Source organism: Pseudomonas sp. FFUP_PS_473 (assembly GCF_002858665.1).
In the GTDB taxonomy this organism is placed as follows: domain Bacteria; phylum Pseudomonadota; class Gammaproteobacteria; order Pseudomonadales; family Pseudomonadaceae; genus Aquipseudomonas; species Aquipseudomonas defluvii.
Map to the genome: position 1 here is coordinate 135,740 of NZ_PJQQ01000004.1, position 24,443 is coordinate 160,182.

18 protein-coding genes are annotated in these 24,443 nt (G+C 61.1%); 14 read left to right on the forward strand and 4 right to left on the reverse strand.

Going from position 1 to position 24,443, the window contains the following annotated elements:
• The first annotated feature begins 21 nt into the window (after positions 1-21).
• The 4 genes from CYD26_RS04165 to CYD26_RS04180 are packed head-to-tail and all read left to right on the forward strand — an operon-like array spanning position 22 to position 5,618.
• Positions 22-1,929, forward strand: a complete 1,908-nt coding sequence (locus CYD26_RS04165) for a sigma-54-dependent Fis family transcriptional regulator (protein ID WP_102051857.1) — start codon at positions 22-24, stop codon at positions 1,927-1,929.
• Positions 1,926-3,647 (forward strand): ABC transporter ATP-binding protein, encoded by a 1,722-nt coding sequence (locus CYD26_RS04170; RefSeq protein WP_102051858.1) that lies wholly within the window; start codon positions 1,926-1,928, stop codon positions 3,645-3,647. The genes CYD26_RS04165 and CYD26_RS04170 overlap by 4 nt, the downstream gene beginning before the upstream one ends.
• Positions 3,637-4,311 (forward strand): S8 family serine peptidase, encoded by a 675-nt coding sequence (locus CYD26_RS04175; protein WP_065759136.1) that lies wholly within the window; start codon positions 3,637-3,639, stop codon positions 4,309-4,311. Before CYD26_RS04170 ends, CYD26_RS04175 begins: the two co-directional genes overlap by 11 nt.
• Positions 4,308-5,618: an NAD(P)/FAD-dependent oxidoreductase gene (locus CYD26_RS04180; RefSeq protein ID WP_102051859.1), complete on the forward strand. Its 1,311-nt coding sequence runs from the start codon at positions 4,308-4,310 to the stop codon at positions 5,616-5,618. The genes CYD26_RS04175 and CYD26_RS04180 overlap by 4 nt, the downstream gene beginning before the upstream one ends.
• A gap of 3 nt (positions 5,619-5,621) precedes the next feature.
• On the opposite strand, the gene CYD26_RS04185 is transcribed toward CYD26_RS04180, so the two are convergent.
• Together CYD26_RS04185 and CYD26_RS04190 are read right to left on the reverse strand one after the other, a co-directional pair.
• Positions 5,622-7,115, reverse strand: coding sequence for an aldehyde dehydrogenase (locus CYD26_RS04185; RefSeq protein ID WP_102051860.1), 1,494 nt, complete (start codon positions 7,113-7,115; stop codon positions 5,622-5,624).
• 188 nt (positions 7,116-7,303) lie between these two features.
• On the reverse strand, positions 7,304-8,929 hold the full coding sequence (locus CYD26_RS04190) for a methyl-accepting chemotaxis protein (RefSeq protein WP_102051861.1): 1,626 nt from the start codon (positions 8,927-8,929) through the stop codon (positions 7,304-7,306).
• 482 nt (positions 8,930-9,411) lie between these two features.
• Between CYD26_RS04190 and peaA the strand changes: the two genes are divergently transcribed.
• The 7 genes from peaA to CYD26_RS04225 all read left to right on the forward strand — a co-directional run bounded on the left by peaA (position 9,412) and on the right by CYD26_RS04225 (position 17,642).
• Entirely contained in the window at positions 9,412-10,989 is a 1,578-nt protein-coding gene (gene peaA, locus CYD26_RS04195) for a quinohemoprotein amine dehydrogenase subunit alpha (protein WP_102051862.1), read from the forward strand.
• Between the two features lie 78 nt (positions 10,990-11,067).
• A complete protein-coding gene (peaB, locus tag CYD26_RS04200) occupies positions 11,068-12,498 on the forward strand; it encodes a quinohemoprotein amine dehydrogenase maturation protein (RefSeq protein WP_102051863.1) in 1,431 nt (476 codons plus the stop codon).
• Position 12,499: 1 nt separating this feature from the next.
• On the forward strand, positions 12,500-12,823 hold the full coding sequence (gene qhpC, locus CYD26_RS04205; RefSeq protein ID WP_065759130.1) for a quinohemoprotein amine dehydrogenase subunit gamma: 324 nt from the start codon (positions 12,500-12,502) through the stop codon (positions 12,821-12,823).
• A 29-nt stretch (positions 12,824-12,852) separates the two neighbouring features.
• Positions 12,853-13,971: a quinohemoprotein amine dehydrogenase subunit beta gene (peaD, locus tag CYD26_RS04210; RefSeq protein WP_065759129.1), complete on the forward strand. Its 1,119-nt coding sequence runs from the start codon at positions 12,853-12,855 to the stop codon at positions 13,969-13,971.
• Positions 13,972-14,133: 162 nt separating this feature from the next.
• Positions 14,134-15,210: a sensor domain-containing diguanylate cyclase gene (locus CYD26_RS04215; protein ID WP_178081687.1), complete on the forward strand. Its 1,077-nt coding sequence runs from the start codon at positions 14,134-14,136 to the stop codon at positions 15,208-15,210.
• A gap of 135 nt (positions 15,211-15,345) precedes the next feature.
• Positions 15,346-16,953: a tetratricopeptide repeat-containing response regulator gene (locus tag CYD26_RS04220; protein ID WP_065759128.1), complete on the forward strand. Its 1,608-nt coding sequence runs from the start codon at positions 15,346-15,348 to the stop codon at positions 16,951-16,953.
• Complete coding sequence (locus CYD26_RS04225; protein WP_065759127.1) at positions 16,950-17,642, forward strand: sensor histidine kinase KdpD; 693 nt, start codon at positions 16,950-16,952, stop codon at positions 17,640-17,642. The genes CYD26_RS04220 and CYD26_RS04225 overlap by 4 nt, the downstream gene beginning before the upstream one ends.
• 261 nt (positions 17,643-17,903) lie before the next feature.
• On the opposite strand, the gene CYD26_RS25690 is transcribed toward CYD26_RS04225, so the two are convergent.
• Complete coding sequence (locus CYD26_RS25690) at positions 17,904-21,275, reverse strand: M10 family metallopeptidase (protein ID WP_102051865.1); 3,372 nt, start codon at positions 21,273-21,275, stop codon at positions 17,904-17,906.
• A 186-nt stretch (positions 21,276-21,461) separates the two neighbouring features.
• Here CYD26_RS25690 and CYD26_RS04235 point away from each other — a divergent pair, with 186 nt between their 5' ends.
• From CYD26_RS04235 to CYD26_RS04245, 3 genes are all read left to right on the forward strand, one after another.
• Positions 21,462-21,962, forward strand: coding sequence for a methylated-DNA--[protein]-cysteine S-methyltransferase (locus tag CYD26_RS04235; RefSeq protein ID WP_065759121.1), 501 nt, complete (start codon positions 21,462-21,464; stop codon positions 21,960-21,962).
• Positions 21,963-22,053: 91 nt separating this feature from the next.
• Complete coding sequence (locus CYD26_RS04240; RefSeq protein ID WP_065759120.1) at positions 22,054-22,698, forward strand: MBL fold metallo-hydrolase; 645 nt, start codon at positions 22,054-22,056, stop codon at positions 22,696-22,698.
• A gap of 91 nt (positions 22,699-22,789) precedes the next feature.
• The gene (locus CYD26_RS04245; RefSeq protein ID WP_065759119.1) at positions 22,790-23,482 is read left to right on the forward strand and encodes an OmpA family protein; all 693 of its coding nucleotides are present in this window, start codon (positions 22,790-22,792) and stop codon (positions 23,480-23,482) included.
• Positions 23,483-23,543: 61 nt separating this feature from the next.
• On the opposite strand, the gene CYD26_RS04250 is transcribed toward CYD26_RS04245, so the two are convergent.
• A complete protein-coding gene (locus CYD26_RS04250) occupies positions 23,544-24,440 on the reverse strand; it encodes an acyltransferase (protein WP_102051866.1) in 897 nt (298 codons plus the stop codon).
• Positions 24,441-24,443: the final 3 nt, after the last annotated feature.

A 24,443-nucleotide genomic window follows, 5' to 3' on the forward strand; every position in this document is an offset into this window, starting at 1 on the left:
CAATCCGATCCGGAGCAGCTCATGAACAGAATAAAAACAACAACTGAAGTTCCGCCGTTCGATGCTCGCCTTGCGCGTGAGCGGCTGTCGCTGGAAGGGCAATTGCCCGACGGTATTCTGCGTGCCGAAATCGATGCGTCCTGGCGCCGTAGCCTGGGCCATGGCGTGCCGCTGAACAGCCGTCACGACTTCGACTTGAGTTCGTCGGCCAACCTCGACCTGCTGCTGGCCAGCAACCGCGTGTTGCTGGATGCAGCCACTGCCGAAATCGATTACCTGCGTGCGCGTCAGGGCAAGGACAGCGTGATCATCCTGGCCAACGCCGACGCCACCATCCTGACCATCGAAGGCCAGGCTGACGCCCTGAAGCACGCAGGCCTCGGTGATATCAGGCCGGGCACGTGCTGGAGCGAATCGGCGCGTGGCACCAACGCTCTGGGTACCGCACTGGTTGAGGCGCGTACGGTGCAGATCGATTGTGGCGAACACTACCTGGAGCGGCTCAGTGATTTTTCCTGCACCTCGGTGCCGATCCATTGCCCGCAGGGCGACCTGCTGGGTGTCCTCGACCTGACCCGCCAAGGGCCGTTGGGCAGGGTGCAGGATCGCACCGCGCTGCTGGCGCTGGCAGTCAGTCAGATTGAAGGCCGTTTGTTCAACACCAGCTACCCGGACCAGGTGGTACTGGCATTTCACAGCCGCCGACAGTTTCTCGACTCGCCCTGGCAGGGGCTGGTTGCCCTTGGGCTGGACGGGCAGATCCTCGCCGTCAGTAATCAGGCCTGCCAACTGCTGGGTGTGGCCCGTCCCCAGTTGGTCGGTCAACAGTGTGAAAGCCTGCTGGGCATGCGTTTGGAACAATGGTTGGCGCGCCTGCAATTGGGGCGCGTCGACGCCATCGAGACCGCCAAGGGCGCATTTTTCTACAAGACCCTGCAAGTGCCGCTGCGTGCGGTGAGCGTGCCTGTCACGCCCCGGCGCAGTCCTCGCCCGAACATGGAGCATCCTGACCTGCAAAGCCTGGGTGCAGGCAATAGCCGCTACGCCCGCGCCCTGCGCATGGCCCGCCAAGGGCTGGTCGGTGAGTTGCCGGTAGTGCTGTCGGGGGAGACCGGTAGCGGTAAGGAAGTGGTGGCGCGTGCGTTGCACCTGGCCAGCCCACGGGCAGCGAAACCCTTTGTCGCGGTCAACTGTGCGGCGATTCCCGAGGGCCTGATCGAGTCTGAACTGTTTGGCTACCGTGAGGGCGCCTTTACCGGTTCCCGGCGTGGCGGTGTGGTCGGGCGCTTGCAGCAGGCCCATGGCGGCACACTGTTCCTCGACGAAATCGGTGATATGCCACTGGCCTTGCAGGCTCGTCTGTTACGGGTGCTGCAGGAGCGCAAGGTGGCGCCGTTGGGGGCCGCCGAAGAACAGGACCTGGATGTTGCGTTGATCTGCGCCACTCACCGTGACCTGAAGCGTCAGGTCGAAGAAGGCCACTTCCGCGAAGACCTGTACTACCGCGTCAATGGCATCAGCGTGCAACTGCCGCCCCTGCGTGAGCGGGAAGACCTCATGGCGCTGGTTGCCAGCCTGTTGGAAAAGCTCGGCGGCAAAGGGGCGTACCTGTCCGACGAATTGTCGGCACTGTTCATCGGTTACCACTGGCCGGGCAACATCCGCCAACTGGAAATGACCGTGCGCACCTTGCTGGCCATGCGCGAGGAGGGCGAGCTTGAACTGGGCCTTGAGCACCTGCCGGACAACCTGCTCGAAACCTTGCGGGGCACCCAAGCGGCTCAGGCCAGTGGGCGGATACGGGACAACGAATTGACCCTGATTCGTCAGGCGTTGGAGCGCCATCATGGCAATGTGTCGGCGGCCGCCCAAGACCTGGGCATCAGCCGTGCCACGCTCTACCGCAAGTTCAAGCAGTTGCAGTCATGATGCGCTGGCTTGCCCGGTTGATCGATCACAAGGACCCCGAAGCCTTGCAGCAGTCCCTGCGCTGGTTGTACGGCTTCGTTCGGCCGCAGCGCATGGCGATTGCCGGGCTGTTGGGGTTGTCCTTGTGTGCCACGCTGCTGGTGCTGGTGCAGCCGTGGCTGACCAAACTCTTGATCGATGATGGCCTGCTGGCGCGTAATTTCCCGGCCCTGGCCACCATTGCTGGCGTGATGGTCGTGGCCGGTATCCTCGGCACGCTGCTGTCGGGGCTCAACCGCTACCTGCACACGCGGCTGTCCGGGCGCATTCTGTTTGCCCTGCGCGATGAAATCTATCGCCACCTTCAGGGCTTGTCGCCGACCTTCTACGGCCAGCGGCGGATTGGTGACTTGATGTCGCGGCTCGACGGTGACGTGGCCGAGATCCAGCGCTTTGCCGTCGACTCGCTGTTCTCGGCCGTGTCCAGCGTGATCGGCTTGGTCTGTGCGCTGGGCATGCTGCTGGCGTTGTCATGGAAGCTGTCGTTGCTGGCGTTGGTGTTGATCCCGCTGGACGTGCTCTGGCTGCGCTGGATGCGGCGCAAGGTCGAGCGAGAGGTGCGCCAGTTGCGCGAGCGTTCGGCGGATGTGTCTTCGTTTCTGGTCGAGACTCTGCCCGCGATGAAGTTCATTCAGTCTGCTGGCCAGCAGCAGCGTGAAGCGCGACGCCTTGACGGGCTCGGCCAGGGCTACATGCAGCAGTTGCTGCGTTTGCAGGTCACTGAGTTCTTCACCCAAGCCGTACCCGGTACCCTGACTTCGCTGTCGCGCGCCTGCGCCTTTCTGGTGGGCGGCTATTGGGTGGTGCAGGGTACCTGGCAACTGGGTGCACTGATTGCCTTTTCGACCTACCTGGGCATGGCTGTGGGGCCTGTGCAGAGCTTGCTCGGCTTGTACGTGGCGATGCAGCGCATGAGCGTCAGCCTTGGGCGGGTGATGGAGCTGCGCGGTGAGGTGCCGAACGTGGTCAACCCGGCATCACCCCGTGCGATGCCGAGCACGTCTGACTTGCAGTTCGAGGGGGTGTGTTTCGCCCACCCCGGTCGGCCGCCGTTGTTACGTGAGGTACAGGCGTCGATTCCTCAAGGCTGCAAAGTGGCATTGAGTGGTATTTCCGGCGCGGGTAAATCGACCCTGATCGACCTGCTGCAGCGTTTTTACGATCCCCAGGCCGGGCGCATCGTGCTGGGCGGCTGCGACCTGCGTGAGCTGGACCTGTTCGAGCTGCGTCGCCGGGTCGCGGTGGTCAGCCAGGACATTGTGCTGTTTCGCGGCAGCCTGGCCGACAATCTCGCCTACAGCGTGCCGGATGCCAGTCGTGAAGCCATTGCCGAGGTTGCACGTCTGGCACAACTGGACAGCCTGACCGCCAGCTTGCCCGAAGGCCTCGACAGCCCCTTGGGCGAGCGCGGCCAGCAGTTGTCGGGTGGGCAGAAGCAGCGCATCGCGATTGCCCGGGCCTTGCTTCAGGATCCACTGATTCTGGTGCTGGACGAAGCTACCTCTGCGGTCGATGAAGCGACTGAGCGTGAGGTAATCGGCGCAATTGATCAGCTGTTCCGTGGGCGTACGCGGATTTTGATCAGTCACCGTTCTTCGACCCTGGCCGATGCCGATCTGCGCCTGGAATTGTTTGACGGTCAGTTATCCACAACTGGAGCCGTGAGCCATGAAGCCTGAGGTGCGTATTGGCGTGGTCGACAGTGGCCATGACCTCAGCGAGCAGCCGCCTGTGGCTGCCCGCCGGTTTGCCTTGGCGCACGCCGGTTTGCTTGAACACGAAGCCGAAGCAGATGCACTGGGCCATGGCAGCGCGGTATCTGCGGCCATTCTTGAGCGGGCTGGCGAGGCGCGTTTGTACGTGGCGCAGGTGTTCGATGGCCGTGGGGTGACCAGTGCCTTGCAGGTTGCCGCTGCCATTGAGTGGCTGCTTGCCTGCCAGGTGCGGGTGATCAACCTGAGCCTGGGGCTGCGCGAAGATCGCCCCGCACTGCGCCAGGCCTGCGCCTTGGCGGTGGAGGCCGGCATCCTGCTCTGTGCTTCGAGCCCGGCGCAAGGTTCACCGGTGTACCCAGCAGCCTACCCAGGGGTGTTGCGGGTGACCGGCGATGCCCGTTGCCTGCCGCAGCAGTGGAGCTGGCTGGGCAGCGCCCAGGCCGATGTGGGGGCTTGTGTGCGCAGTGCCGATGGGCGGCTGTCCGGGGCTAGCCTGGGGTGTGCGGCTCTGACCGGGCATCTCGCAGCATTCTTGCAGCAGCACCCGGATGCCAGCAATCAAGGGATCCGTGACTGGCTGCATGAGCAGGCACACTATCACGGCCCTGAACGGCGGCTGGCACCATGAGCCGGGTACTGGTGCTTGGCGCCGGGCCGGCGGGTGCTGCCGTCGCTCTGGGCTTGCGGCGGCTCGGCCATGACGTGTGCGTGGTCAGTGAGTGGCGCCGTTTCGCGGCCCTTGAGGGCGTTTCACCGCGTGTACTCGAAGGCCTGCGTGGGGCGGGGTTGTTGCGTGCCTTGGCCGCTGCCAGCGAGCCTTCGCAGCGGCAGGTGCAGTGGAACGGGCAGCGCACGGCACAGAACCTGGAATACCTGCTCGACCGACCGCGCTTTGATCAAGGCCTGCGCGATGATCTGCACGCGGCGGGGGTAGCGCTGATCGAAGGGCGGGTGCTGAGTGTCGAGCGTGACGCTGGTCAGATGGGCGTCACGCTTGAAGGTGCGGCGCCCGTGTTTGCCGACTTTCTGGTGGAGGCCCGTGGTCGACAGGCACCGCAGGCGAGAAAGGCGTCGTCGGGCAGGGCCTGGCGCGGGCCGGAAACCCTGAGCCTGTTGAACCGTTGGCAAGGGCAACCGGGCCCGAATGCCAGCGCGGTGCAGAGTTTTTCCGATGGTTGGGCGTGGATGGCACGCCAAGCGGATGGTCGTTGCTACTGGCAACTGACCCTCGACGTTGCCAGCACTCAACTGCCGGACAAGGCCGCGCTGCTGGACTACTGCCGTGCACGGCGTCAGCAATCGGAAATGGCCTGTCGCTTTTTCGGTGCCGACGAGGAACACGACCTGCACCTGCATGCCCGCAGCAGCACAGCCATTCTCAGCCGGCAGACCGGCGCAGAGGGCTGGCTGCGTGTTGGCGATGCGGCGATGGCCGTCGATCCCTTGTCGGGCAACGGTATCTTTCAATCGCTGTCGTCGGCATTGCAGGCGCCAGCGGTGATCAACACGCTGCTGCAACGGCCTGAACGTGCGGCGTTGGCGTTGCAGTTTCACCAGCAACGGGTCGAGCACCTGTTCTGGCGCTTTGCCCGTAATGGGCGAGACTTCTACGCCCAGGAGCAACAATGGCCTGATGCGCCGTTCTGGCAGGCTCGCAGTTGCTGGCCCGACCAGGCGCCCGCACACCGTGAGGCAGACTTTGCTGCCTTGCAGGTGCAGGCCGGCCCGGTGCTTCGGGATGGCTGGGTGGATGAAGTGGAGCTGGTGGTCAGCCCTGATCAGCCAATGGGGATCTGGCATGTACAGGGCGTGGTGGTGGCGCCGTTGGTGAAGCGCCTGAAGCACGAACCGGCCGAGCAGGTGCTGGCCGGTCTGGAGCCTGAGCAGGCGCGGATGATCCGCAGCTGGTTGCTCAGTCAGGGCTATCGCCCCTGAGGCTTACAGCTTGATCAACACCGACTTGAGTTCGGTGTAGTGCTCGATGGCTGCTGCGCCCATCTCGCGGCCCACACCGGACATCTTGTAGCCACCGAACGGCAGCGCCGGGTCGAGGGCGCTGTGGCAGTTGACCCAGACTGAGCCGGAGCGAATGCGTGGGATCATCCGGTGAACGGCGGCCAGGTCGTTCGACCAGATACTCGCCCCCAGACCATAGGGGCTGTCGTTGGCCATGCGCAGGGCGTCGGCCTCGTCATCGAATGGAATCGCCACCAGCACCGGGCCGAAGATTTCTTCCTGCACCAGCGGGTGACGCTGATCGACATCGACGATGACCGTTGGTTTGACGAAGTAGCCGGGACCGAACTGTTCACCACCACAGGCAATGCTGGCACCGCTGTTGCGGCCTTGCTCGATGTAGTTGAACACCCGCTGTTGCTGCCGTGCGGAAATCAGCGGGCCCATCTCTACGCTGGGGTCCAGGCCGTTGCCGAGCTTCATGGCGTTGGCAATACCGGCGATATCGGCGACCACATTGTCAAAATGCTTGCGCTGCACATACAGCCGCGAACCGGCGCAGCAGACCTGCCCCTGGTTGAAGAAAATCGCACTGGCAGCACCCGCCGCCGCGCTGGCAAGGTCGGCATCGGCCATGACGATGGTGGGTGATTTACCGCCCAGCTCCAGGGTGACCCGGGTCATGTTGTCCATGGCGATCTTGCCGATCTGCTGGCCGACAGCGGTCGAGCCGGTGAAGGTCAGCTTATCCACCCGTGGGTTACGGGTCAGGGCATCGCCAGCGACGACGCCGGTGCCGGTGACCACGTTGAAGACCCCGGCCGGGTAGCCGGCTTCGAGGGCCAGTTCGGCCAGCTTGAGGGCGCTCAACGGCGTTTCATCGGCGGGCTTGAGTACCACCGTACACCCGGTTGCCAGCGCCGGGCCGAGCTTCCAGCAGGCCAGCAGCAGCGGGAAGTTCCAGGCCACGATAGCGCCGACGACACCGACGGCTTCACGGCGAATGAAACCGTGAAACTGATCAGCGGGCATCAGCGGCATCGACACATCCACCGTGCTGCCTTCGACCTTGGTGGCCCAGCCGGCCATGTAGCGCAGAAAGTCGATGGACAGCTGCACGTCCATCACCCGTGCCACGGCGGCGCTCTTGCCGTTGTTCAGGCATTCGAGCTGGGCCACGATCTCGGCGTCCCGCTCCAGCAGGTCAGCCAGGCGCCACAACAGGTTCTGCCGTTCGCGCGGGCGGGTGCGGCTCCACGCCGAGTCGTCAAAGGCCTTGCGGGCGGCGAGCACGGCGCGTTCGACATCGGCTGGCGTGGCGCTGGGCACCTGGCACAACGGTTCGCCAGTGGCAGGGTTGCGCAGCGTCATCAGCGCACCGTCGGTGGCTTCAACCCAATCGGCACCGATCAACATACGGGGAGCACGCTGCAAAAACGCCTCAACGGCAGGCAGCAGGGGGGCAGTGGCGGACATGGCAAACCTCGTTCTTGTGAGTGAATGCCGTGGGTATTCGCAACCCTTGTGCCAAGCTCAAGAACCCCATGAAAACAGGGGGCTTGGCTGCTCGAGGTGGGTTCTGGCGTCTCAAACTGAGACAGTGTTGAGACGCGACAACTGCCCTGTTGAAAACAACGCCCTGCGCAGAGGGCGTTGCTGCAATGTCAGACTTTGAACTGTGCCACCAGCCCGTTCAGTTGCACGGCCAGGTGTGCCAGTGACTGGCTGGCGGCGTTGCTCTGGTTGGCGCCGGCGGAGGTTTGCATCGACAGGTCGCGGATGTTGATCAGGTTGCGATCTACCTCGCGGGCGACTTGGGCCTGCTCCTCGCTGGCACTGGCAATCACCAGGTTGCGTTCGTTGATGGCGGCAATGGCCTGGGTGATCTGTTCCAGCGCATGGCCTGAGGCCAGTGCAGCATCCAGGGTGGCGTGTGCCCGTTCATTGCTGTTGCGCATGGCACTGACTGCGCCCTCGGTACCCTGTTCGATGGTGCCGATCATCGACTCGATTTCCTGGGTCGACTGCTGGGTGCGGTGCGCCAGTGCCCGCACTTCATCGGCCACCACGGCAAAGCCACGGCCCGCATCGCCTGCGCGGGCCGCTTCGATCGCGGCGTTGAGGGCCAACAGGTTGGTCTGCTCGGCAATCGCTCTAATCACTTCAAGCACCTGGCCAATGTTGCGCACATCACCGGCGAGGTGTTCAACCTGTTCACAGGTACGGGTGACGTCTTCGGCCAGCAGGCCAATGGAATCGACGGTCTGTTGCACCTGCTGACGACCATGGCGTGCGGTCTGGTCGGTTTCGCCCGAGGCCTCGGAGGTGCTGACCGCATTGCGGGCCACTTCCTCGACCGCGGTGGTCATTTCGTTGACCGCCGTTGCCGCCTGTTCCACTTCGTTGCTCTGCTGGAGCAGGGTCTTGGTGGAGTCATTGGTGACGGCTTGCAATTCTTCTGCGGCCGACGCCAGTTGGCTGGAAGAGTCGGCGATGCGCTGAATGGTCGTGCGCAGGCTGGTCTGCATGCGCTTGAGTGCCTGCAGCAGTTGTGCCGGTTCGTCGCTGCCGACCACGGTCACTTCGCTGCACAGATCGCCACTGGCGATCACTTCGGCGACGCTCACAGCCTGGCTCAGCGGGCGCACGATGCTGCGGGTCAGGACAATGGCGAGCACGACCGTCAGCAGCACGACGACAATCATCATGGTCATGACCAGTTCATTGGCATTACTGAATACCGTGTCGCTTTCCAGCGAGGCCTGCTTGGCCCCTTGTTTGTTCAGGTCGATCAGTGTGATCAAGGCCTTGACCATGGCATCCGCATGCTCATAGAGGGTGCCGTTGGCAACATCAATGGCTTGGTCTTGATGCCCTTGCTGCGCCAGCGCGCTGAGTTTTTCCTGCTCAGCCATGTACCGCGCCTTGGCGTTCTGGAAGTTTTGATAGGCAACCTTTTCTTCGTCCAGGCTGATGAGCTGTTCATAACGTTGCTGCTGGGTTTGCAGCAGTTGCTTGAGCTCGGTGAGACGTTCCAGGTTGCTTCGCATGTCCTCGTCGGTGCGTACGGTCAGCAGGCGCAGGGTGATTGTTCGTATGCGCGATACGCTCAGAGCCGTGTCATTGAGGGCGAGAATCGAAGGCAGCCAGTTGCGATCAACCACACGCGACTGTTCGTTCATGCGGCGCATTTCCAGCAGCGAGAAGCTTCCTAGCAGCAGCGCCATCAGCGCGATCAAGGCAAAGCCAAGGCCCGCGCGGCGGGAAATTTTCATCGTTCTCAAGAGCATCTGTGTATTCCTTGTGGCAGCAACAAGCGCGACCTGCGAAGCCATTCGCAGGCCAGCGTCAATGCGGCGCTCTTAGGGTGGTAGACCACGGCGTCGTCAGGTTGTGCAGGCAAGGGGTGATGCAACGCACCGTCGAGTCACGCGAGAGGTGCTTGTCTTATGATGGTTTTTTATGACATGCAGGGCGTGGGAGCCCTGATGGAAAGTGGCTCAATGATGGCATTTTGTGCCAGAACGGTAAAGTGCAAGCCGTTCTGTCGCGCCGTCTCAGAGTGCTACAGCTGTCGCGAAATTAAACGCAGCGCAAGCGGTAAAAGTGCTGGAAGCCCTGTAGGAACGGGGTTTTGAGTTCTTGGCATGCAATATGTATCGCTACTGACAGTACCTCTTCAGCCTGTGCATTGCCTGATCCATCCCGGCCGGCAGGAAGAGACCACTAAAAAACAACGATAAGAATAAGCCCCGTGGGAGGTCAGACATCGATGAAGAGAACATTCCGGTTCGCCAGTGCCGGTGGCCTGCTGGCGTTGGCGGTAAGCCTTGCCTTGCAGCCCCAGACCAGCCAGGCACGCGAAGCCCAGGCCATCCTCAAGGAAACCTGCATGGGTTGCCATACGCCTGAGGGTGAGAATGCCTTTAGCCGCATCAGCCATCAGCGCAAAACCCCCGAGGGGTGGCTGATGAGCATTGCGCGCATGCAGACCATGCACCAGTTGAAGATCAGCGATGAAGATCGCCGCACCCTGGTCAAGTACCTGGCCGACAACCAAGGCCTGGCACCCAGCGAAACCGACGGTGTGCGTTATGCATTGGAGCGTCGCCTGAACACCGTCGAGCAGTTCGACGACCAGACCAAGCAGATGTGCGGTCGTTGCCACTCGGGGGCACGGGTGGCCTTGCAGCGTCGCCCGGCGCAGGAGTGGGAGCACCTGGTGAACTTCCACCTCGGCCAGTGGCCGTCGCTGGAGTATCAGGCACTGTCTCGCGACCGCGACTGGTTCGACCTGGCCCGTAAGGAAATGGTGCCATTGCTCGCCAAGCGTTACCCGCTCGACAGCAAGGCCTGGGCTGACTGGCAAAAGTCGATGCCCAAGGCTCAGGCCCTGGTCGGTGACTGGACGTTCAGCGGGCACCTGCCAGGCAAGGGCGAGCTTAACGGGGTGATGAAGGTTACTGCAGCAGAGGGCGATCATTTCACCCTCAGTGTTGATGGCCAGTACGCCGATGGCAGCCCGTTCAAGGGCCAGGGCACGGCCATTCTCTACAGCGGTTATGAGTGGCGCGGTAACGTCGATATCGACGGGGTGAAAATGCGCCAGGTGTTTGCTGCCAATGGCGCTCAGCTCAAGGGCCGGATGTTTGAGACCGCGCACGATGAGCGTGGCCTGGACTTTATCGCCGCGCGGCAGGATCACCCACAACTGCTGGCGGTTCAGCCGGGTTACCTGAAGGCCGGCAGCGAAACCGAAGTCAGCCTGATCGGCAGCGGCCTGAACGGTACGCCATCGTTCGGCAAGGGGGTTGAAGTGGTCAAGGTGCTGGAGCAGAGCCCGCAACGTGTGCGCGTGCTGCTCAAAGCCTCGGCCGATGCTCCGGCCGGGTTGCGCGAAGTGACTGTCGGTGCGCTCAAGGGCCAGCAATTGGCGGTGTACCGCGACATTGCCGAGGTCAAGGTAGTGCCGGCGTTCTCGGTGGCCCGTATCGGTGACAACGGTGGTTCGACACCGAAGGTTCAAGGCCGCTTCGACGCCGAAGCCTGGGGCCGCAGCGCGGACGGCAAGGCCTACCGCATTGGTGTGTTCCCGGCGCAATGGAAGGTCGAGCCGTTTGATGACCGTGCCCGCGAGGATGAAGACGTCAAGTTTGCCGGCAGCATGCAGGCCGATGCGGGTGTATTCACCCCAGGTGATGCCGGGCCAAACCCAGAGCGCAAGATGTCGACCAACAACGCCGGCAACCTCAAGGTCATTGCGGCGGTGGACGATGCAGGCAAAGCCCACACGGGTGAGGGGCATCTGATCGTCACTGTTCAGCGCTGGAACAATCCACCGATTCCTTGATACGGGCCTGTTACCCCAGCCATATCAGCGGAATGAAAAGGGGGCCGGCAATGCCCGGCCCCGCTTGAGGAGGTTGCGATGGGCGTTACCTTGAACCTGGTGGAGCGCAACCTGCACGAAGTGCAGGTTGATGACGCACGCATGTTGTTCCATATCCCCAGCAGCTCGCTGTTCGCCAGCGATGCGCTGACCGGGGAAATCATCGACGTCCTGCGTGGTGAGGGCTGTTCCAGCGAAACGCTGCAGCAGCGCCTGGCCCCGCGTTTTGGCGGCGAGCAAATCAATGAAACCCTGCGCGAGCTGATCGCCCTGGAACTGGTCAGCGACGGTTCGCCGTTGACCCCCGAAGTGGCGACCAGGCGGGTCGAGCGCACGGCGATCAACACGGTGGTGTTGAACGTCAACACCGGCTGTAACCTGAGCTGCACCTACTGCTACAAAGAGGACCTGGACAAGCCTTCGCAAGGCAAGCGTATGGATGTCGAGACCGCCGTGGCCTCGGTGGAAATGCTGCTCAAGGAGTCGCCGGACGAGTCGGTCTACACCGTGGTGTTCTTCGGCGGCGAGCCGCTGAGCAACCGCAAGCTGATCGAGTACATGGTCGACTACTGCGAGCGGCGTTTCAGTGAGGCGGGCAAGCGGGTCGAGTTCGTCATGACCACTAATGCCACCTTGCTCACCGAAGAAATCGTCGACTACCTCAATGCCCACCGATTCGGTTTGTCGGTGAGTATCGACGGGCCGAAGACCGTGCACGACCGCAATCGCATCACGGTCGGTGGGCAGGGCACCTACGATGTGGTTCGGCGCAAGGTCGACATGTTGCTGTCGCGCTATGACAGCCGCCCGGTCGGCGCCCGTGTCACCCTGACCCGGGGCGTCACCGATGTCGAAACCATCTGGAACCACCTGTTCAACGAACTGGGCTTTGCGGAGGTCGGCTTTGCGCCGGTGACCTCTGGCGATATCAGCGATTACAACCTGAGTAGCGAAGAGCTGGTACAGGTGTTCGCCAACATGAAAGCCCTCGGGCGGCGTTACCTGGAGGCAGCGCTGGAGCACCGAAGCATCGGTTTCTCCAACCTGCACCAGTTGATCACCGATATTCATGAAGGGCACAAGAAGGCGCTGCCTTGCGGGGCCGGGCTGAAGATGCTGGCGGTCGATCACAAGGGGGAGTTGAACCTCTGTCATCGCTTCACCGGCTCGTCGTTGCCAACGTTCGGTAACGTCCACAGCGGGGTCAAGCAGGTCGAACTCAACGACTTTCTCTCACAGCGCCTGGACCGCACCAACACCGGGTGCGACAGCTGCCGCATTCGCAATCTGTGCTCAGGCGGCTGCTACCACGAAAGTTACGCCCGCTATGGCGACCCCGCTCACCCGACCTATCACTACTGCGAACTGATGCGTGACTGGGTGGACTTCGGCATTGAAGTCTACAGCCGGATCATGGCCGAGAACCCGGCCTTCATCAGCCGCTACATCACTCCGCGCAAGGTCCACTGACATGAAGCATCTCAAGCCGATCAATAACAAAGCGCTCAAGCTCGAACAGGCTGCCGACGAGAACCGCATTGAAGAGGTTGTGGCCATGAACTCGGTGGCCGGGTGTGCCTCGACCACAGACCCGGGCTGGGAAATCGATGCCTTCGGTGGCGTTTCGTCGCTGTGCCAGCCTATGGAATCAGACCTGTATGGTTGCTCTGACCCTTGCTGGTGGCCGGCCCAGGTGCCGGACATGATGAGCACCTACCCGGACTGGAACAAAGACGCCCAGGCCTCCAACGACAATTGGCGCAACCTGGGGACCGTGTTCCCGGAAGACAAATGAGCCCCCAGCCGAACAAGAGGGATACCCGCATGCTTCAGACTGCAACGCGCGGCCTGGCCGCCATTCTGGTGCTTGGCGCCTGCTCCGGGCCACTGTTGGCCGACGAGGGCAAGGCGCTCAACCGTGGCCACGAGTACATGGTCACCACCAACTACCCGAACAACCTGCACATTCTCGACCTGGCCACCGACAGCCTCTACAAGACCTGCCAGATGCCGGACGCCTTTGGGCCGGGCACCGTGCAACTGTCGCCAGACCGCACAATTGCCTATGTGTTGAACAACCATTACGCCGACATCTACGGGGTCGAGCTGGACACCTGCAAACAGGTGTTCCATGCCAGCATTACCCAGCAGCCGGGGGAAAAGGCTCGTTCAATGTTTTCCTTCACTGTCAGCCATGATGGCAAGGAGTTGTACACCGTCGCCAACCCGACACGGATGCTCAACGATCGCTATGAAGTGCAGCAGCCGCGCCTGGATGTCTACGCCACCAATGCCGGCATGAGTGCCAAGCCCGTGCGCAGCTTCCCGGCGCCACGCCAGCTGACCATCATGCAGACCGGTGACGACGGCAGCCTGTACATCGCCGGGCCGGACATCTACAAGGTCAACGTGCAGACCGGCAAGTTCGACGTGCTGGTGCCGAGCCGACACTGGAAGCGCCCGCTGTACAGCGCCCCGGATGTGCTCTACGTGTGGAACCAGCAGACCTACCGGCATGATTTCTCGCTGCTCTACACGGCCGCCAAGTTCAAGGACAAGAAGGAAGACCCGGCAACCGCTGACTATGTTTACGGCTTCTTCAACATCGACCTGGCCACCGGCAAGACCAAGACCGTCGACTTTGGCCCGCTGACCGAGATCTACTTCAGCGGCATGGTGTCGCCCAAGGACCCGAACCTGGTCTTTGGCGTGCTCAACCGTCTGGCCAAGTACGACATCAAGCAGAAGAAAATGCTCCAGGCAGCGACCCTGGATCATTCCTACTACTGCATTTCGTTCAACAAGGCCGGCAGCAAGATCTACCTGGCCGGTACCTTCAACGATGTGGCGATTTTCGATGCTGACAGCCTGAAGCCACTGGGCAAGATCAAGCTGCCGGGGGGTGACATGGCAATCACCACGGCGCAGGTCTTTACCCGCTAGTAGAAGCGTCGTGGATCTGGCGAGTCGATCAGGCTCGCCAGTTCCCGCCACACAGAAACGGACCATCGGGTTAACAGGCTTTTGTGTACAACTTGCTTCGATTAAGATGGCGATTAGCCATTTATTATCGAGTGCCCCGCTGTCATGACGGCAGTCCTGAACGTGCTACTTCTCTGGATGTGCCTTGGCATCGTGGTGCTGCTGATAGTGTGGCGCCGTGCGCTGCACCGCGAGCGCGACCTGAGTGCTCGCCTGGCTGAGCTTCAAGCGCAACTGGCGGGCTCACCGCCGGGCGTTTGCAGCCAATGTGCCCAAGCGAGCGCCATCCTCCCTGACGACATCGAGCGTTTCAAACGCAGCCAGTACTTTGCCCGCATTGGCACCTGGGACTGGGATGTCGACACCGAGCAGTTGTACTGGTCTGAAGCCATCTACGGCATGTTCGGCTATCAGGTGGGCGAGATCACCCCCAGTTATGAACACTTCTGCAACAGTGTCCACCCGGACGACCGTCAGCAGGTCAGGGCGGGCGAGTTGCGCTGCATTGAAACCGGCGAAAACCATGACGAGGAGTACCGGGTGATCTGGCCCGATGGTACGGTGCGTTGGCTGCGCGAGACCGGCAATGTGATCAAGGACGCCCACGGCAAGGCCATCAAGATGATGGGGGTGGTACGCGACATCACCGAAGAAAAAGCCTGGGCCAACCAACTGCACAGCATGGCCCATCAGGATGCGCTGACTGGCCTGGCCAACCGCCTGGTTCTTGAGCAGCGGCTGTCGGCGGCACTTGAGCAGGCACGCATCCAGCGCACCCGAGTGGCGCTGATTTTTCTCGACCTCAATGGCTTCAAGGCGATCAACGACGGCTACGGTCATGCGGCGGGTGATCAGGTCCTGATTAGCACGGCCAAGCGCCTCAAGAATCTGGTGCGTACGGCCGATACAGTGGCACGTATCGGGGGCGATGAGTTCGTGCTGGTGCTCGAAGGTTTGTCGTCCGACCTGAACATACAACAAGAAATCCATGTGCTTTGCGAAATGATTATCCGGGCACTTTCAATGCCGATGGAGATTGCCAGTGAAACGTGTGTGATCGGCACCAGCCTGGGTGTGGCGGTATTTCCCGACCACGCCACGAGTATGGATAACCTGATCCACACCGCAGACCTGGCGATGTATGACGCCAAGCGCTCGGGGAACAATCAATATCGTCTGGGGAGCCAATTGGGTGTGTGACAGAGTGGTGTTGCAGTGCGTGATAGCCCAACCGTTGGTTATCAGCTGTGCGCCATAGCGGGCTAAAGGGATGAGCCTGTCGTTGTAATCGTTGCTTGCGTGTGTCTCCTTACTTCCCCATGACAGGTTCCTTGGATGTTGGTTTACAGCCAAAAAAGTTTTCTTATCGTCGATGACTTCTCCGACTTCCGCAGCTCCGTCCGCTCCATGCTGCGCGAGCTGGGCGTGCGAGACGTCGACACTGCTGACTGCGGCGAGCAGGCGCTGCGCATGTGTGCGCAGAAACGCTATGACTTCATCCTGCATGACTTTCACTTGGGCGATGGCAAGAAAAACGGCCAGCAAACCCTCGAAGACCTGATGGTCGACAAGCTCATCAGCCATGAATGCGTGTTCATCATGGTCACGGCTGAAAGCAGCCAGGCAGTGGTGCTCAGTGCTTTGGAACATGAGCCTGATGCCTATCTGACCAAACCGTTCAACCGGATCGGCCTGGCCCAGCGGCTGGAAAAGCTGGTACAGCGCAAAACCTTGCTCAAGCCGATTCTGCAGGCGCTCGACCGCGGCAAACCCGCCGAGGTACTGGCCGCGTGCGAGAACCTCTGCCGTCAGGACCAGCGCTTTGCGCCGTTGTGCTTGCGCTACCGGGCCAACGCCCTGCGTGACCTGAATCGCTATGAAGACCTTGAGCGATTCCTCAAGGCGATTCTCAGCAGCCGTGCCACGCCCTGGGCTTATGCCGCCCTTGGCGCATTACTGTTCAAACGTGGCCAGATTGGCCAGGCCCAAGGCATCTATGAGCAAGCCTTGAAGGCCTTCCCGCTGATGCCTGGCCTGTACGACGGCCTGGCCGACGTACTGACGGCCACCGGCGAAACCAAGCGCGCTCAAAGCGTGCTTGAAGAGGCGGTGCGCCTGTCGCCACTGGCCGTGCGTCGGCAGATGCTGTTGGGCAAGCTGGCGCTGGGCAACGAAGACTTCGACAGCGCTTCACGCGCCTACCGTCAGGCGGTCAGCCAGGGCCAGCATTCGCGTTTCAAAGACCCTGAAAGCAACCTGGGCCTGGCCCAGGCCTTGATCAGCAAGAACGGTGGCGGCGGCATGGATGCGCGCACGCGGGTAGAGATCAACTCGGCCTTGAGCGAAGTGGCCAAGGAGTACACCGACGACCAGGGCCTGCAAGTGCGCGCCCGCCTGATGAAAGCCACCAGCCTGATCAAGGCGGGTGACCCCGAGACCGCCGCCAAGCTCACCGAGCAGGCCATGGCTCGCATCGAGGGCATGGACCAGTTCTTCTCTGCCGAAGCCGCCTTGCTGGTGGCGACCCAACTGCAACAACTCGGGCAGGAAGCGGCCAGTAACGGCATCTTGAAGAACTGCGTTGAGGTGTATGGCGACGACCCGGCGGTGATGAAAAACATCGCAACCCTGACCGATGACCCGGCGATTCTGGGTGGGGGCAACGAAGCCGTCGACCTTAACCGCCAAGGCGTGCGCAGCTACCAGGCCGGCAACCTGGGTGGCGCCCTGGACCTGTTCCGTCGAGCACTGGTGTTGCAGCCGAAGAACATCAGCATCGCCCTGAACACTACCCAGGCACTGCTGCGCCTGGCCGGTGATACGCCAACCGCAGCCGTACTGGAAGAGTGCCGCGCCTGCCTCAGCCGGGTGGCCGGTATTCCTGAAAGTGACGCGCGCTACGAGCGCTATCGCAAACTGCATATACGGGCATTTGGTGGATGAGCGAAAACAAGCAGGGGCTCGACTTCTCCACGGTGATCGCCTCCACCGTACACGACATGAAAAACTCCCTGGCGATGCTCATGCAGACCCACAGCCAATGGCTGGCCCGTTTGCCTGACACGCAACGTGGCGGCAGTGAGCTGGGCGTCATGGAGCACGAATTCGCCCACCTCAACGGCATGCTGGTGCAACTGCTGGGCCTGTACAAACTGGGCGTCAACCAGTTGCCGATGTGCCCTGGCTACCATGAGCTGGACGACTTCATCGAAGCGCAACTGGCGGCGCACCAGGACGTGCTGAGCCACCGCGACCTGCTGGCCAGCTACCGGATAGACACCGTCAACCCGCTGGGCTTCTTTGACCGTGAGCTGATTGGGTCGGTGGTGTCCAACATCCTCAACAACGCCATCCGTTACGCCGGCCACGCCTTGCTGATAACCGTCAGCGAAGAAGACGACCAACTAGTACTTAGCGTCAACGATGACGGCCCAGGTTATCCTCTGCAGATGCTCGAACGCCAGAGCGACTACGTGCAGGGCATCAACCCCAGCAGCGGCAGCACCGGCCTGGGCCTCTACTTCGCGGCCCGCATTGCTGCGCTGCATGAACGCGACGGGCTGCAGGGGCGCATTGAAATCGGCAACGGCGGGCCGTTGGGCGGCGGCGTGTTCAGGCTCTACCTGCCGTAAGTGCGCTGTATCGTTGCCATTGTGCTAATACTCCAGCATGTAGCATGGCTTAATGCTGGAATATTGGCACTTTGGGTCTTCTACACCGGCTATTGGATGAGCTGCATACGTTGGGAACCCTGCGGGTTCCACCGCCACCAAGGTGTGCTCCCACGGTAGGTGCGCCACCGTGCTCAATTCCAATTTTATTCCTGCCTCAAGACACAAGTCGGCTTGGCGTTGAGATTGCCCAGGTTTTTTACTGCCTGCGAGTTACCGTCATCAGCCAATCATATCCTGCGCACCGAAACTGTTGACACCTACCAGGTGAATCTCGAAGTCAGCGTCCGGGGTGGCGTTGACGTTGCCGTAGAGGATGTGATCGACAAAGCGCACTTGCCCGGCGGCGCTGAATGCATCGGCACCAATGAAGCTGAAGGTGTTGATGCCTTTGGTGAGGACGTTGGCGTCGAGCTTCGACAGGTCGATCTTGTCGCCTTCGCTGCTGTTGAAGTCGGTGATGACGTCGCGTGCGTTGCCTTTGCCCAACTCGTTCAGCAGGTTGAAGACGAACCGGTCGGCGCCGCTGCCGCCAGTGAGTGTGTCGGTGCCGAGGCTGCCGATCAGCAGGTCGTTGCCCGCCCCGCCATTGAGTTGGTCATTGCCTGCGCCACCGTTCAGGGTGTTGTTGGCGCTGTTGCCGATCAACACGTTGTTGAGTCCGTTGCCGGTGCCGTTCAGGTTGGTAGTGCCGGTGAGGGTCAGGTTCTCCAGGTTTTTACCCAGGGTCCAGTTGACCGAAGCGCGCACGGTATCGATCTCGCGGGGCAGGGTGCTGGTTTCAACGAGGGTGTCGCGCAGGTTGTCGACCACATAAGTGTCGTTGCCGGTACCACCGATCAGGGTGTCGATACCTGCGCCACCGTCCAGCAGGTTGTCACCTGCGTTGCCGGTGATGCGGTTGTTGAGGGTGTTGCCGGCGCCGTTCAGGTTGGCACTGCCGGTGAGCGTCAGGTTTTCCAGGTTGGCGCCCAAGGTCCAATTGACCGAAGAGAAGACGCTGTCGATTTCCTTGAGCGATGTTCCTCGTTCAATGATGAGGTCGTCGGTGCTGTCGACGTAATAGGTGTCGTTACCTGCACCGCCGTCGAGGGTATCGGTACCGCCAGCGCCGTTGAGCAGGTTGGCGCCGCTGTTGCCCGTCAGGGTGTTGTTCAGTGTGTTGCCGGTCAGCTTGAGTGCGCCACTACCCAGCAGCGCGCCGTCTTCAACGTTGGCGGCAAGGGTGTAGCTGACGCTGCTGCGCACCAGGTCGCGGCCTTGGCCGCTGGCCTCAATGACCATGTCGGCGATGTTGTCGACCACATAGATGTCATTGCCGAGGCCGCCGCTGAGGGTATCGGCACCTGCACCGCCGTTTAGCAGGTTGTCGCCTGCGTTGCCGGTCAGCACGTTGTTGCGCGTGTTGCCGGTCCCGCTGAGGTTACTGCTGCCGGTGAGCACGAGGTTTTCCAGGTTGGCGCCCAGGGTCCAGTTAACTGAAGTGCGAACCGTGTCGATTTCACTGGCAGAGGTGCTTTTTTCGATGATGACATCGCGCAGGTTGTCGACCACGTAGGTATCGTTGCCGGTGCCACCGGTCAGGGTGTCGATCCCGGCACCGCCGTCCAGGATGTTTGCTCCGGCATTGCCGGTGATGCGGTTGTTGAGTGCGTTGCCGGTGCCGTTGATCGCAGCCAGGCCGGTGAGGGTCAGGTTCTCCAGGTTGGCGCCCAGGGTCCAGCTCACTGTTGAAAAGACATTGTCGATCTCGGTTAGCGAGGCGCCTCGCTCGATGATGGTGTCCGCGAGGTTATCGACGTAGTAGGTGTCGTTGCCAGCGCCTCCGTCGAGGACATCGGCACCGCCTGCGCCGTCCAGCACGTTGGCGCCAGTGTTGCCGGTCAGGGTGTTGTTCAGCGCGTTGCCCACCAGTTTGAGCGCGCCGCTGCCCAGCAGCAGGCCGTCTTCGACGTTGCCGGCCAGGGTGTAGCTGATGCTGCTGCGGACCAGGTCGCGGCCTTCGTTGCTGGCCTCGATGACCTTGTCGGCGATGTTGTCGATCACATAGATGTCATTGCCAAGGCCGCCGCTGAGGGTATCGGCACCCAGGCCACCCTCGAGTAGGTCGTTGCCCGCCCCGCCATTGAGTTGGTCATTGCCTGCGCCACCGTTCAGGGTGTTGTTGGCACTGTTGCCGGTCAGCACGTTGTTGCGGGTGTTGCCGGTGCCGTTGAGGTTACCGCTGCCCGCCAGGGTAAGGTTTTCCAGGTTGGCGCCCAGGGTCCAGCTCACTGAGGCTCGAACGGTGTCGATCTCGCTGGCCAAGGCGCTGGTTTCAATGATGATGTCGGCGCTGTTGTCGACCACGTAGGTGTCGTTGCCGGTGCCACCGATCAAGGTGTCGACCCCGGCACCGCCGTCCAGCACGTTCGCTCCGGCGTTACCGGTGATGCGGTTATTGAGTGCGTTGCCAGTGCCGTTGCTGCTGGCTTTACCGGTGAGCGTCAGCACTTCAATGTTGGCGCTCAGGGCGTAACTGACTGAGGAGAGAACGGTGTCGATCTCACTGCTCAGGGTGCTGGTTTCACTGACGATATCGCCGACGTTGTCGACAATATAGGTGTCGTTTCCCGAACCGCCGATCATTGTGTCGCTGCCGCCACGACCATCCAGCACGTTGTTCAGGGCGTTGCCAATCAGGGTGTCGCCAAAGGCCGACCCCGTGGCATTTTCGATTTTTGCGCCATAGGCGATAGCCAGCCCGTTGTTGATGGCTGTCATGTCCGTCTGGTCATAGAAGGCTTTGCCGATGTTGCTGAACTGGCCTTCATTCAGATTGAGCAGCACCGAGGCTTTCTGGTTGCTCGCGTCAAGGGTATCGATGCCGCCGGCATCCCAGAGGGTTTCGAAGACTGATTGGTCGGCGCCCCACTGGTAGGTGTTGTTACCGGTTTGCCATTGGGTATTTGCGCCATAGAGCTTCTGGATCGCCAGGATGTCCAGCAACATGGGCGAGGTGGGCTCAAAGGAATAGGCGTTGTTGTAGCTCATCAGGGTGTAGTGGACATCGTCGAGCTCTGGCGCCAGTACGGTGTAGTTGTAGGCACTGGTGCTGAAGGGGTGTTTCAGGCCAAGTGCATGGCCAATCTCATGCACAAAGGTCATGTAGTCATAGGTGCCCTTGACCGGCGCCTTGTTGTTGGTTGCTGGCCCGATCCAGACATCGCCAGCACTGGGCGCTCTGTCAGGAAAGTAAGCCCAGGCCGCGGTGTCGTCACTCATGTAGGCGTAACCGCCAAAACGCAGGTCGCCGACGTTGCTCGCAGTTTCCTTGACCTGGGTAAACTTGATGTTGGCCACCGCAGACCAGTTGTTCAGGGCGCTGGAGACAGCGGCCTGTTGCGGCGCGGTCAGGGCATAGCTTGCCTGGTACTCGTTGTCGTACGTGTAGCTGCGGGCGAAAAGCGAGACGTATGGATTGATGAAACTGTACGTCAGGTTCGTCGTACTCGCGCCGTTGCCCCAGGCAGTACCAAACAAAAGGCTGTTGAGCTGGACGTTGTTGCTGAGAGAGGCGTACCAGACAGAGGAGTAACCGAGTGGACTGGGCATTTTAGCTTCCTGGGCGAACGGCGGCCTTTCCTTGGGTGGCCGCTACGGTATCGCGCTTTTTATCAGAATCTGTAGCGTTGATACAGGCGAGTTGGTTAATTTGGCGTCAAAAAAACGCGAATTTCATCTGGAGCCTTCAGATGGGGATGCGCTGCTGACCTCACGATGATTTATGGAATTCAGGGCATGTCCTACGTATTCAAGATGATGGGTTCACCTGTCGGCCAATTGACCCTGATTGCAAGCGCCTCCGGGCTCGCCGCAGTGCTCTGGGAAAACGAGAAGCCCAATCGGGTTCTCTTGAGTGCCGTGCGTGAGGCGCTTGAAAACCCGGTGTTGCTGGCCACCGAGCGGCAGCTCGGTGAGTACTTCGCCGGTACACGAAAGCGCTTTGAGTTGGACCTCGACTTTGTCGGTACTGAGTTTCAATGCAAGGTCTGGCAAGCGCTGTTGACGATCCCGTTTGGCGAAACCCGTAGCTACAGTGACATCGCCCGGCAGATTGGCTGCCCGAAAGCGGTGCGCGCCGTAGGGGCAGCCAACGGCAAGAATCCGATTTCGGTCATTGTCCCTTGCCACCGGGTGATTGGCGCCTCGGGCAGTTTGACCGGCTATGCCGGTGGGTTGGCGGCCAAGCAGTTCCTGTTGGCACTGGAAGGCAGGCAGACGCTGGCGCTGGGGTTTTGAACCGACTACCGGCCTGTTTTCACGAAAGTGATATCGGCGGGTTCAGCCGGCTGTGCCAAAATATGCCATCTCCTTTTGGCAGGATCACCTCATGCAAACCGCCAGTCCCGCGCTGATCCGCGAAACCTTCCCCGTCGGCCCTTTGCAGTGCAACTGCACCCTGATCGGCGACCCGATTACCAAGAAGGCCATCGTCGTCGACCCGGGCGGCAACCATGAGCAGATTATCGCGCGCCTTGATGCTCACGGTTTGAAGCTGGTCAGTATCATCCATACCCATGCGCACCTGGACCATTTCCTGGCCTCCGGCCTGTTGAAGGAAAAGACCGGTGCTACGCTGCACTTGCACAAGGAAGACCAGTTCCTCTGGGATAACCTGGAAATGCAGTGCCGGATGTTCGGCGTACCCTACACGCCGGTACCGTCGCCGGATCGCTGGCTGGCCGATGACGAAGAATTGGCGTGCGGTTGTGGGGTTGCCTTGCACACGCCGGGGCATACCCCGGGTTCGATGAGTTTCTGGTTCGCCGATGCCAAGTTGCTGATCGCTGGCGACACGCTGTTTCGTCGTGGTATTGGCCGTACCGATTTGTGGGGCGGCGATCAGCCGACCATTGTCCGTTCGATCAAAGAGCGCCTGTACCGGCTGGATGAGGACGCTACCGTTATAACCGGGCATGGACCAGACACCCGTTTGGGTGATGAAATGCGTGAAAATCCATTTGTTCGGGCCTGAGCCAGGGAATTATTTGCGTTTGTCGCGTTCCAAGGCCCGTATAGGTCTGCCAATTTTCGATGTGCTTTAGAATCCCTGTAGGAGCTTTTCCATGTTCACCTCGCGTCGTCTGATTATTGTCGCTACCGCAGTTGCCATGCTGTCCGGTTGTGCCACCCCAAGCCCTTACGATAACCAAGGGCAGGCACAGCAAAGCACTGGAATGAGCAAAACTGCCAAGTACGGCGGCCTTGGCGCGCTGGCCGGCGCAATCGCGGGTGCTGCAATCAACCACGACAACCGTGGCAAGGGCGCACTGATCGGTGCGGCAGCTGTGGGTGCAGCGGCGGCCGGTTACGGTTACTACGCCGACAAGCAGGAAGCGGCACTGCGTGAAAGCATGGCCAACACCGGCGTGGAAGTGCAGCGCCAGGGCGATCAGATCAAGCTGATCATGCCGGGCAACATTACCTTCGGCACCGACTCGTCGGATATCGCCCCGAGCTTCTATTCGCCGCTGAACAACCTGGCCAACTCGTTCAAGCAGTTCAACCAGAACACCATTGAAATCGTTGGCTACACCGACAGCACCGGCAGCCGCCAGCACAACATGGACCTGTCGCAGCGCCGTGCGCAGGCTGTCAGCACTTACCTGACATCCCAGGGCGTTGACAGTTCGCGTCTGTCGGTACGCGGTGCTGGCCCGGATCAGCCGGTTGCGAGCAACGCCGATGCCAATGGCCGTGCACAAAACCGTCGTGTAGAGGTCAACCTGAAGCCGATTCCTGGTCAGCAGTACCAGTAACCGTCGGTCTGTCGCCAGCAAGGCGGATTGCTACGGTATGTAGTAACCCGCCTTGCGGGTATCAGCGTTGACGGTGTAACTGCGCCAAATGCTGATCCTTCTCTTCCCATAGCCGGTTGATCCATTGCTGGAACGCCAGCCGGTACGCGTCATCCTGGTCATAGCTTTTGCCGAGGAACTCCTCGGGAATGGCCAGTTCCTGAATATGCACCGCTACCCGTGTCATCCGCCCGCACAGCAGGTCCCAGAAACCCGGCGCACCGTCTGGGTAGTAGAGGGTCACGTTGATGATCGATTGCAGTTGTTCACCCATCGCATCCAGCACGAAGGCGATGCCGCCAGCCTTGGGCTTGAGCAGGTGCTGGAACGGTGACTGCTGTTCGGCATGTTTTGCCTGGGTGAAGCGGGTACCTTCGGCAAAGTTGAAGATGGCGGTTGGCGTGCCACGAAACTTTGCGCAGGTGCGGCGGGTGGTTTCCAGGTCCTTGCCTTGCTTCTCCGGGTGTTTGGCCAGGTAGGCCTTGGAGTAGCGTTTCATGAACGGAAAGCCCAGTGCCCACCAGGCCAGCCCGATCACCGGTACCCAGATCAGGGCGTGCTTGAGGAAGAACTTCAGCGGCCGAATACGCCGGTTCAGCACGTACTGCAGCACCAGGATGTCCACCCAGCTCTGGTGGTTACTGGTGACCAGATAACTGTGCTGGTAGTCGAGCCCTTGAAGGCCCTCCACCTGCCAGTGGGTATGCCTGATCAGGTTCATCCAGCCCTTGTTGTTGCTGATCCAGGCTTCGTGGATGTGGCGCATCAGTTCGTCGGTCAGCTTCTGTGCCGCCGGAAACGGCAAGCACAGCTTGAACAGGCTGACGATGAACAGCGGGGTACAGCACACAAGGGTGTTCAGCCCCAGCAGCAACGAGGCAATGATCCCGCGCACAGGCGCGGGCAGAAAAGCGAGCATGGT

Coding starts and splice junctions, on each gene's coding strand:
- CYD26_RS04165 (WP_102051857.1), top strand. CDS start 22: ATGAACAGAATAAAAACAACAACTGAAGTTCCGCCGTTCGATGCTCGC.
- CYD26_RS04170 (WP_102051858.1), top strand. CDS start 1,926: ATGATGCGCTGGCTTGCCCGGTTGATCGATCACAAGGACCCCGAAGCC.
- CYD26_RS04175 (WP_065759136.1), top strand. CDS start 3,637: ATGAAGCCTGAGGTGCGTATTGGCGTGGTCGACAGTGGCCATGACCTC.
- CYD26_RS04180 (WP_102051859.1), top strand. CDS start 4,308: ATGAGCCGGGTACTGGTGCTTGGCGCCGGGCCGGCGGGTGCTGCCGTC.
- CYD26_RS04185 (WP_102051860.1), bottom strand. CDS start 7,115: ATGTCCGCCACTGCCCCCCTGCTGCCTGCCGTTGAGGCGTTTTTGCAG.
- CYD26_RS04190 (WP_102051861.1), bottom strand. CDS start 8,929: ATGCTCTTGAGAACGATGAAAATTTCCCGCCGCGCGGGCCTTGGCTTT.
- peaA (WP_102051862.1), top strand. CDS start 9,412: ATGAAGAGAACATTCCGGTTCGCCAGTGCCGGTGGCCTGCTGGCGTTG.
- peaB (WP_102051863.1), top strand. CDS start 11,068: ATGGGCGTTACCTTGAACCTGGTGGAGCGCAACCTGCACGAAGTGCAG.
- qhpC (WP_065759130.1), top strand. CDS start 12,500: ATGAAGCATCTCAAGCCGATCAATAACAAAGCGCTCAAGCTCGAACAG.
- peaD (WP_065759129.1), top strand. CDS start 12,853: ATGCTTCAGACTGCAACGCGCGGCCTGGCCGCCATTCTGGTGCTTGGC.
- CYD26_RS04220 (WP_065759128.1), top strand. CDS start 15,346: ATGTTGGTTTACAGCCAAAAAAGTTTTCTTATCGTCGATGACTTCTCC.
- CYD26_RS04225 (WP_065759127.1), top strand. CDS start 16,950: ATGAGCGAAAACAAGCAGGGGCTCGACTTCTCCACGGTGATCGCCTCC.
- CYD26_RS25690 (WP_102051865.1), bottom strand. CDS start 21,275: ATGCCCAGTCCACTCGGTTACTCCTCTGTCTGGTACGCCTCTCTCAGC.
- CYD26_RS04235 (WP_065759121.1), top strand. CDS start 21,462: ATGTCCTACGTATTCAAGATGATGGGTTCACCTGTCGGCCAATTGACC.
- CYD26_RS04240 (WP_065759120.1), top strand. CDS start 22,054: ATGCAAACCGCCAGTCCCGCGCTGATCCGCGAAACCTTCCCCGTCGGC.
- CYD26_RS04245 (WP_065759119.1), top strand. CDS start 22,790: ATGTTCACCTCGCGTCGTCTGATTATTGTCGCTACCGCAGTTGCCATG.
- CYD26_RS04250 (WP_102051866.1), bottom strand. CDS start 24,440: ATGCTCGCTTTTCTGCCCGCGCCTGTGCGCGGGATCATTGCCTCGTTG.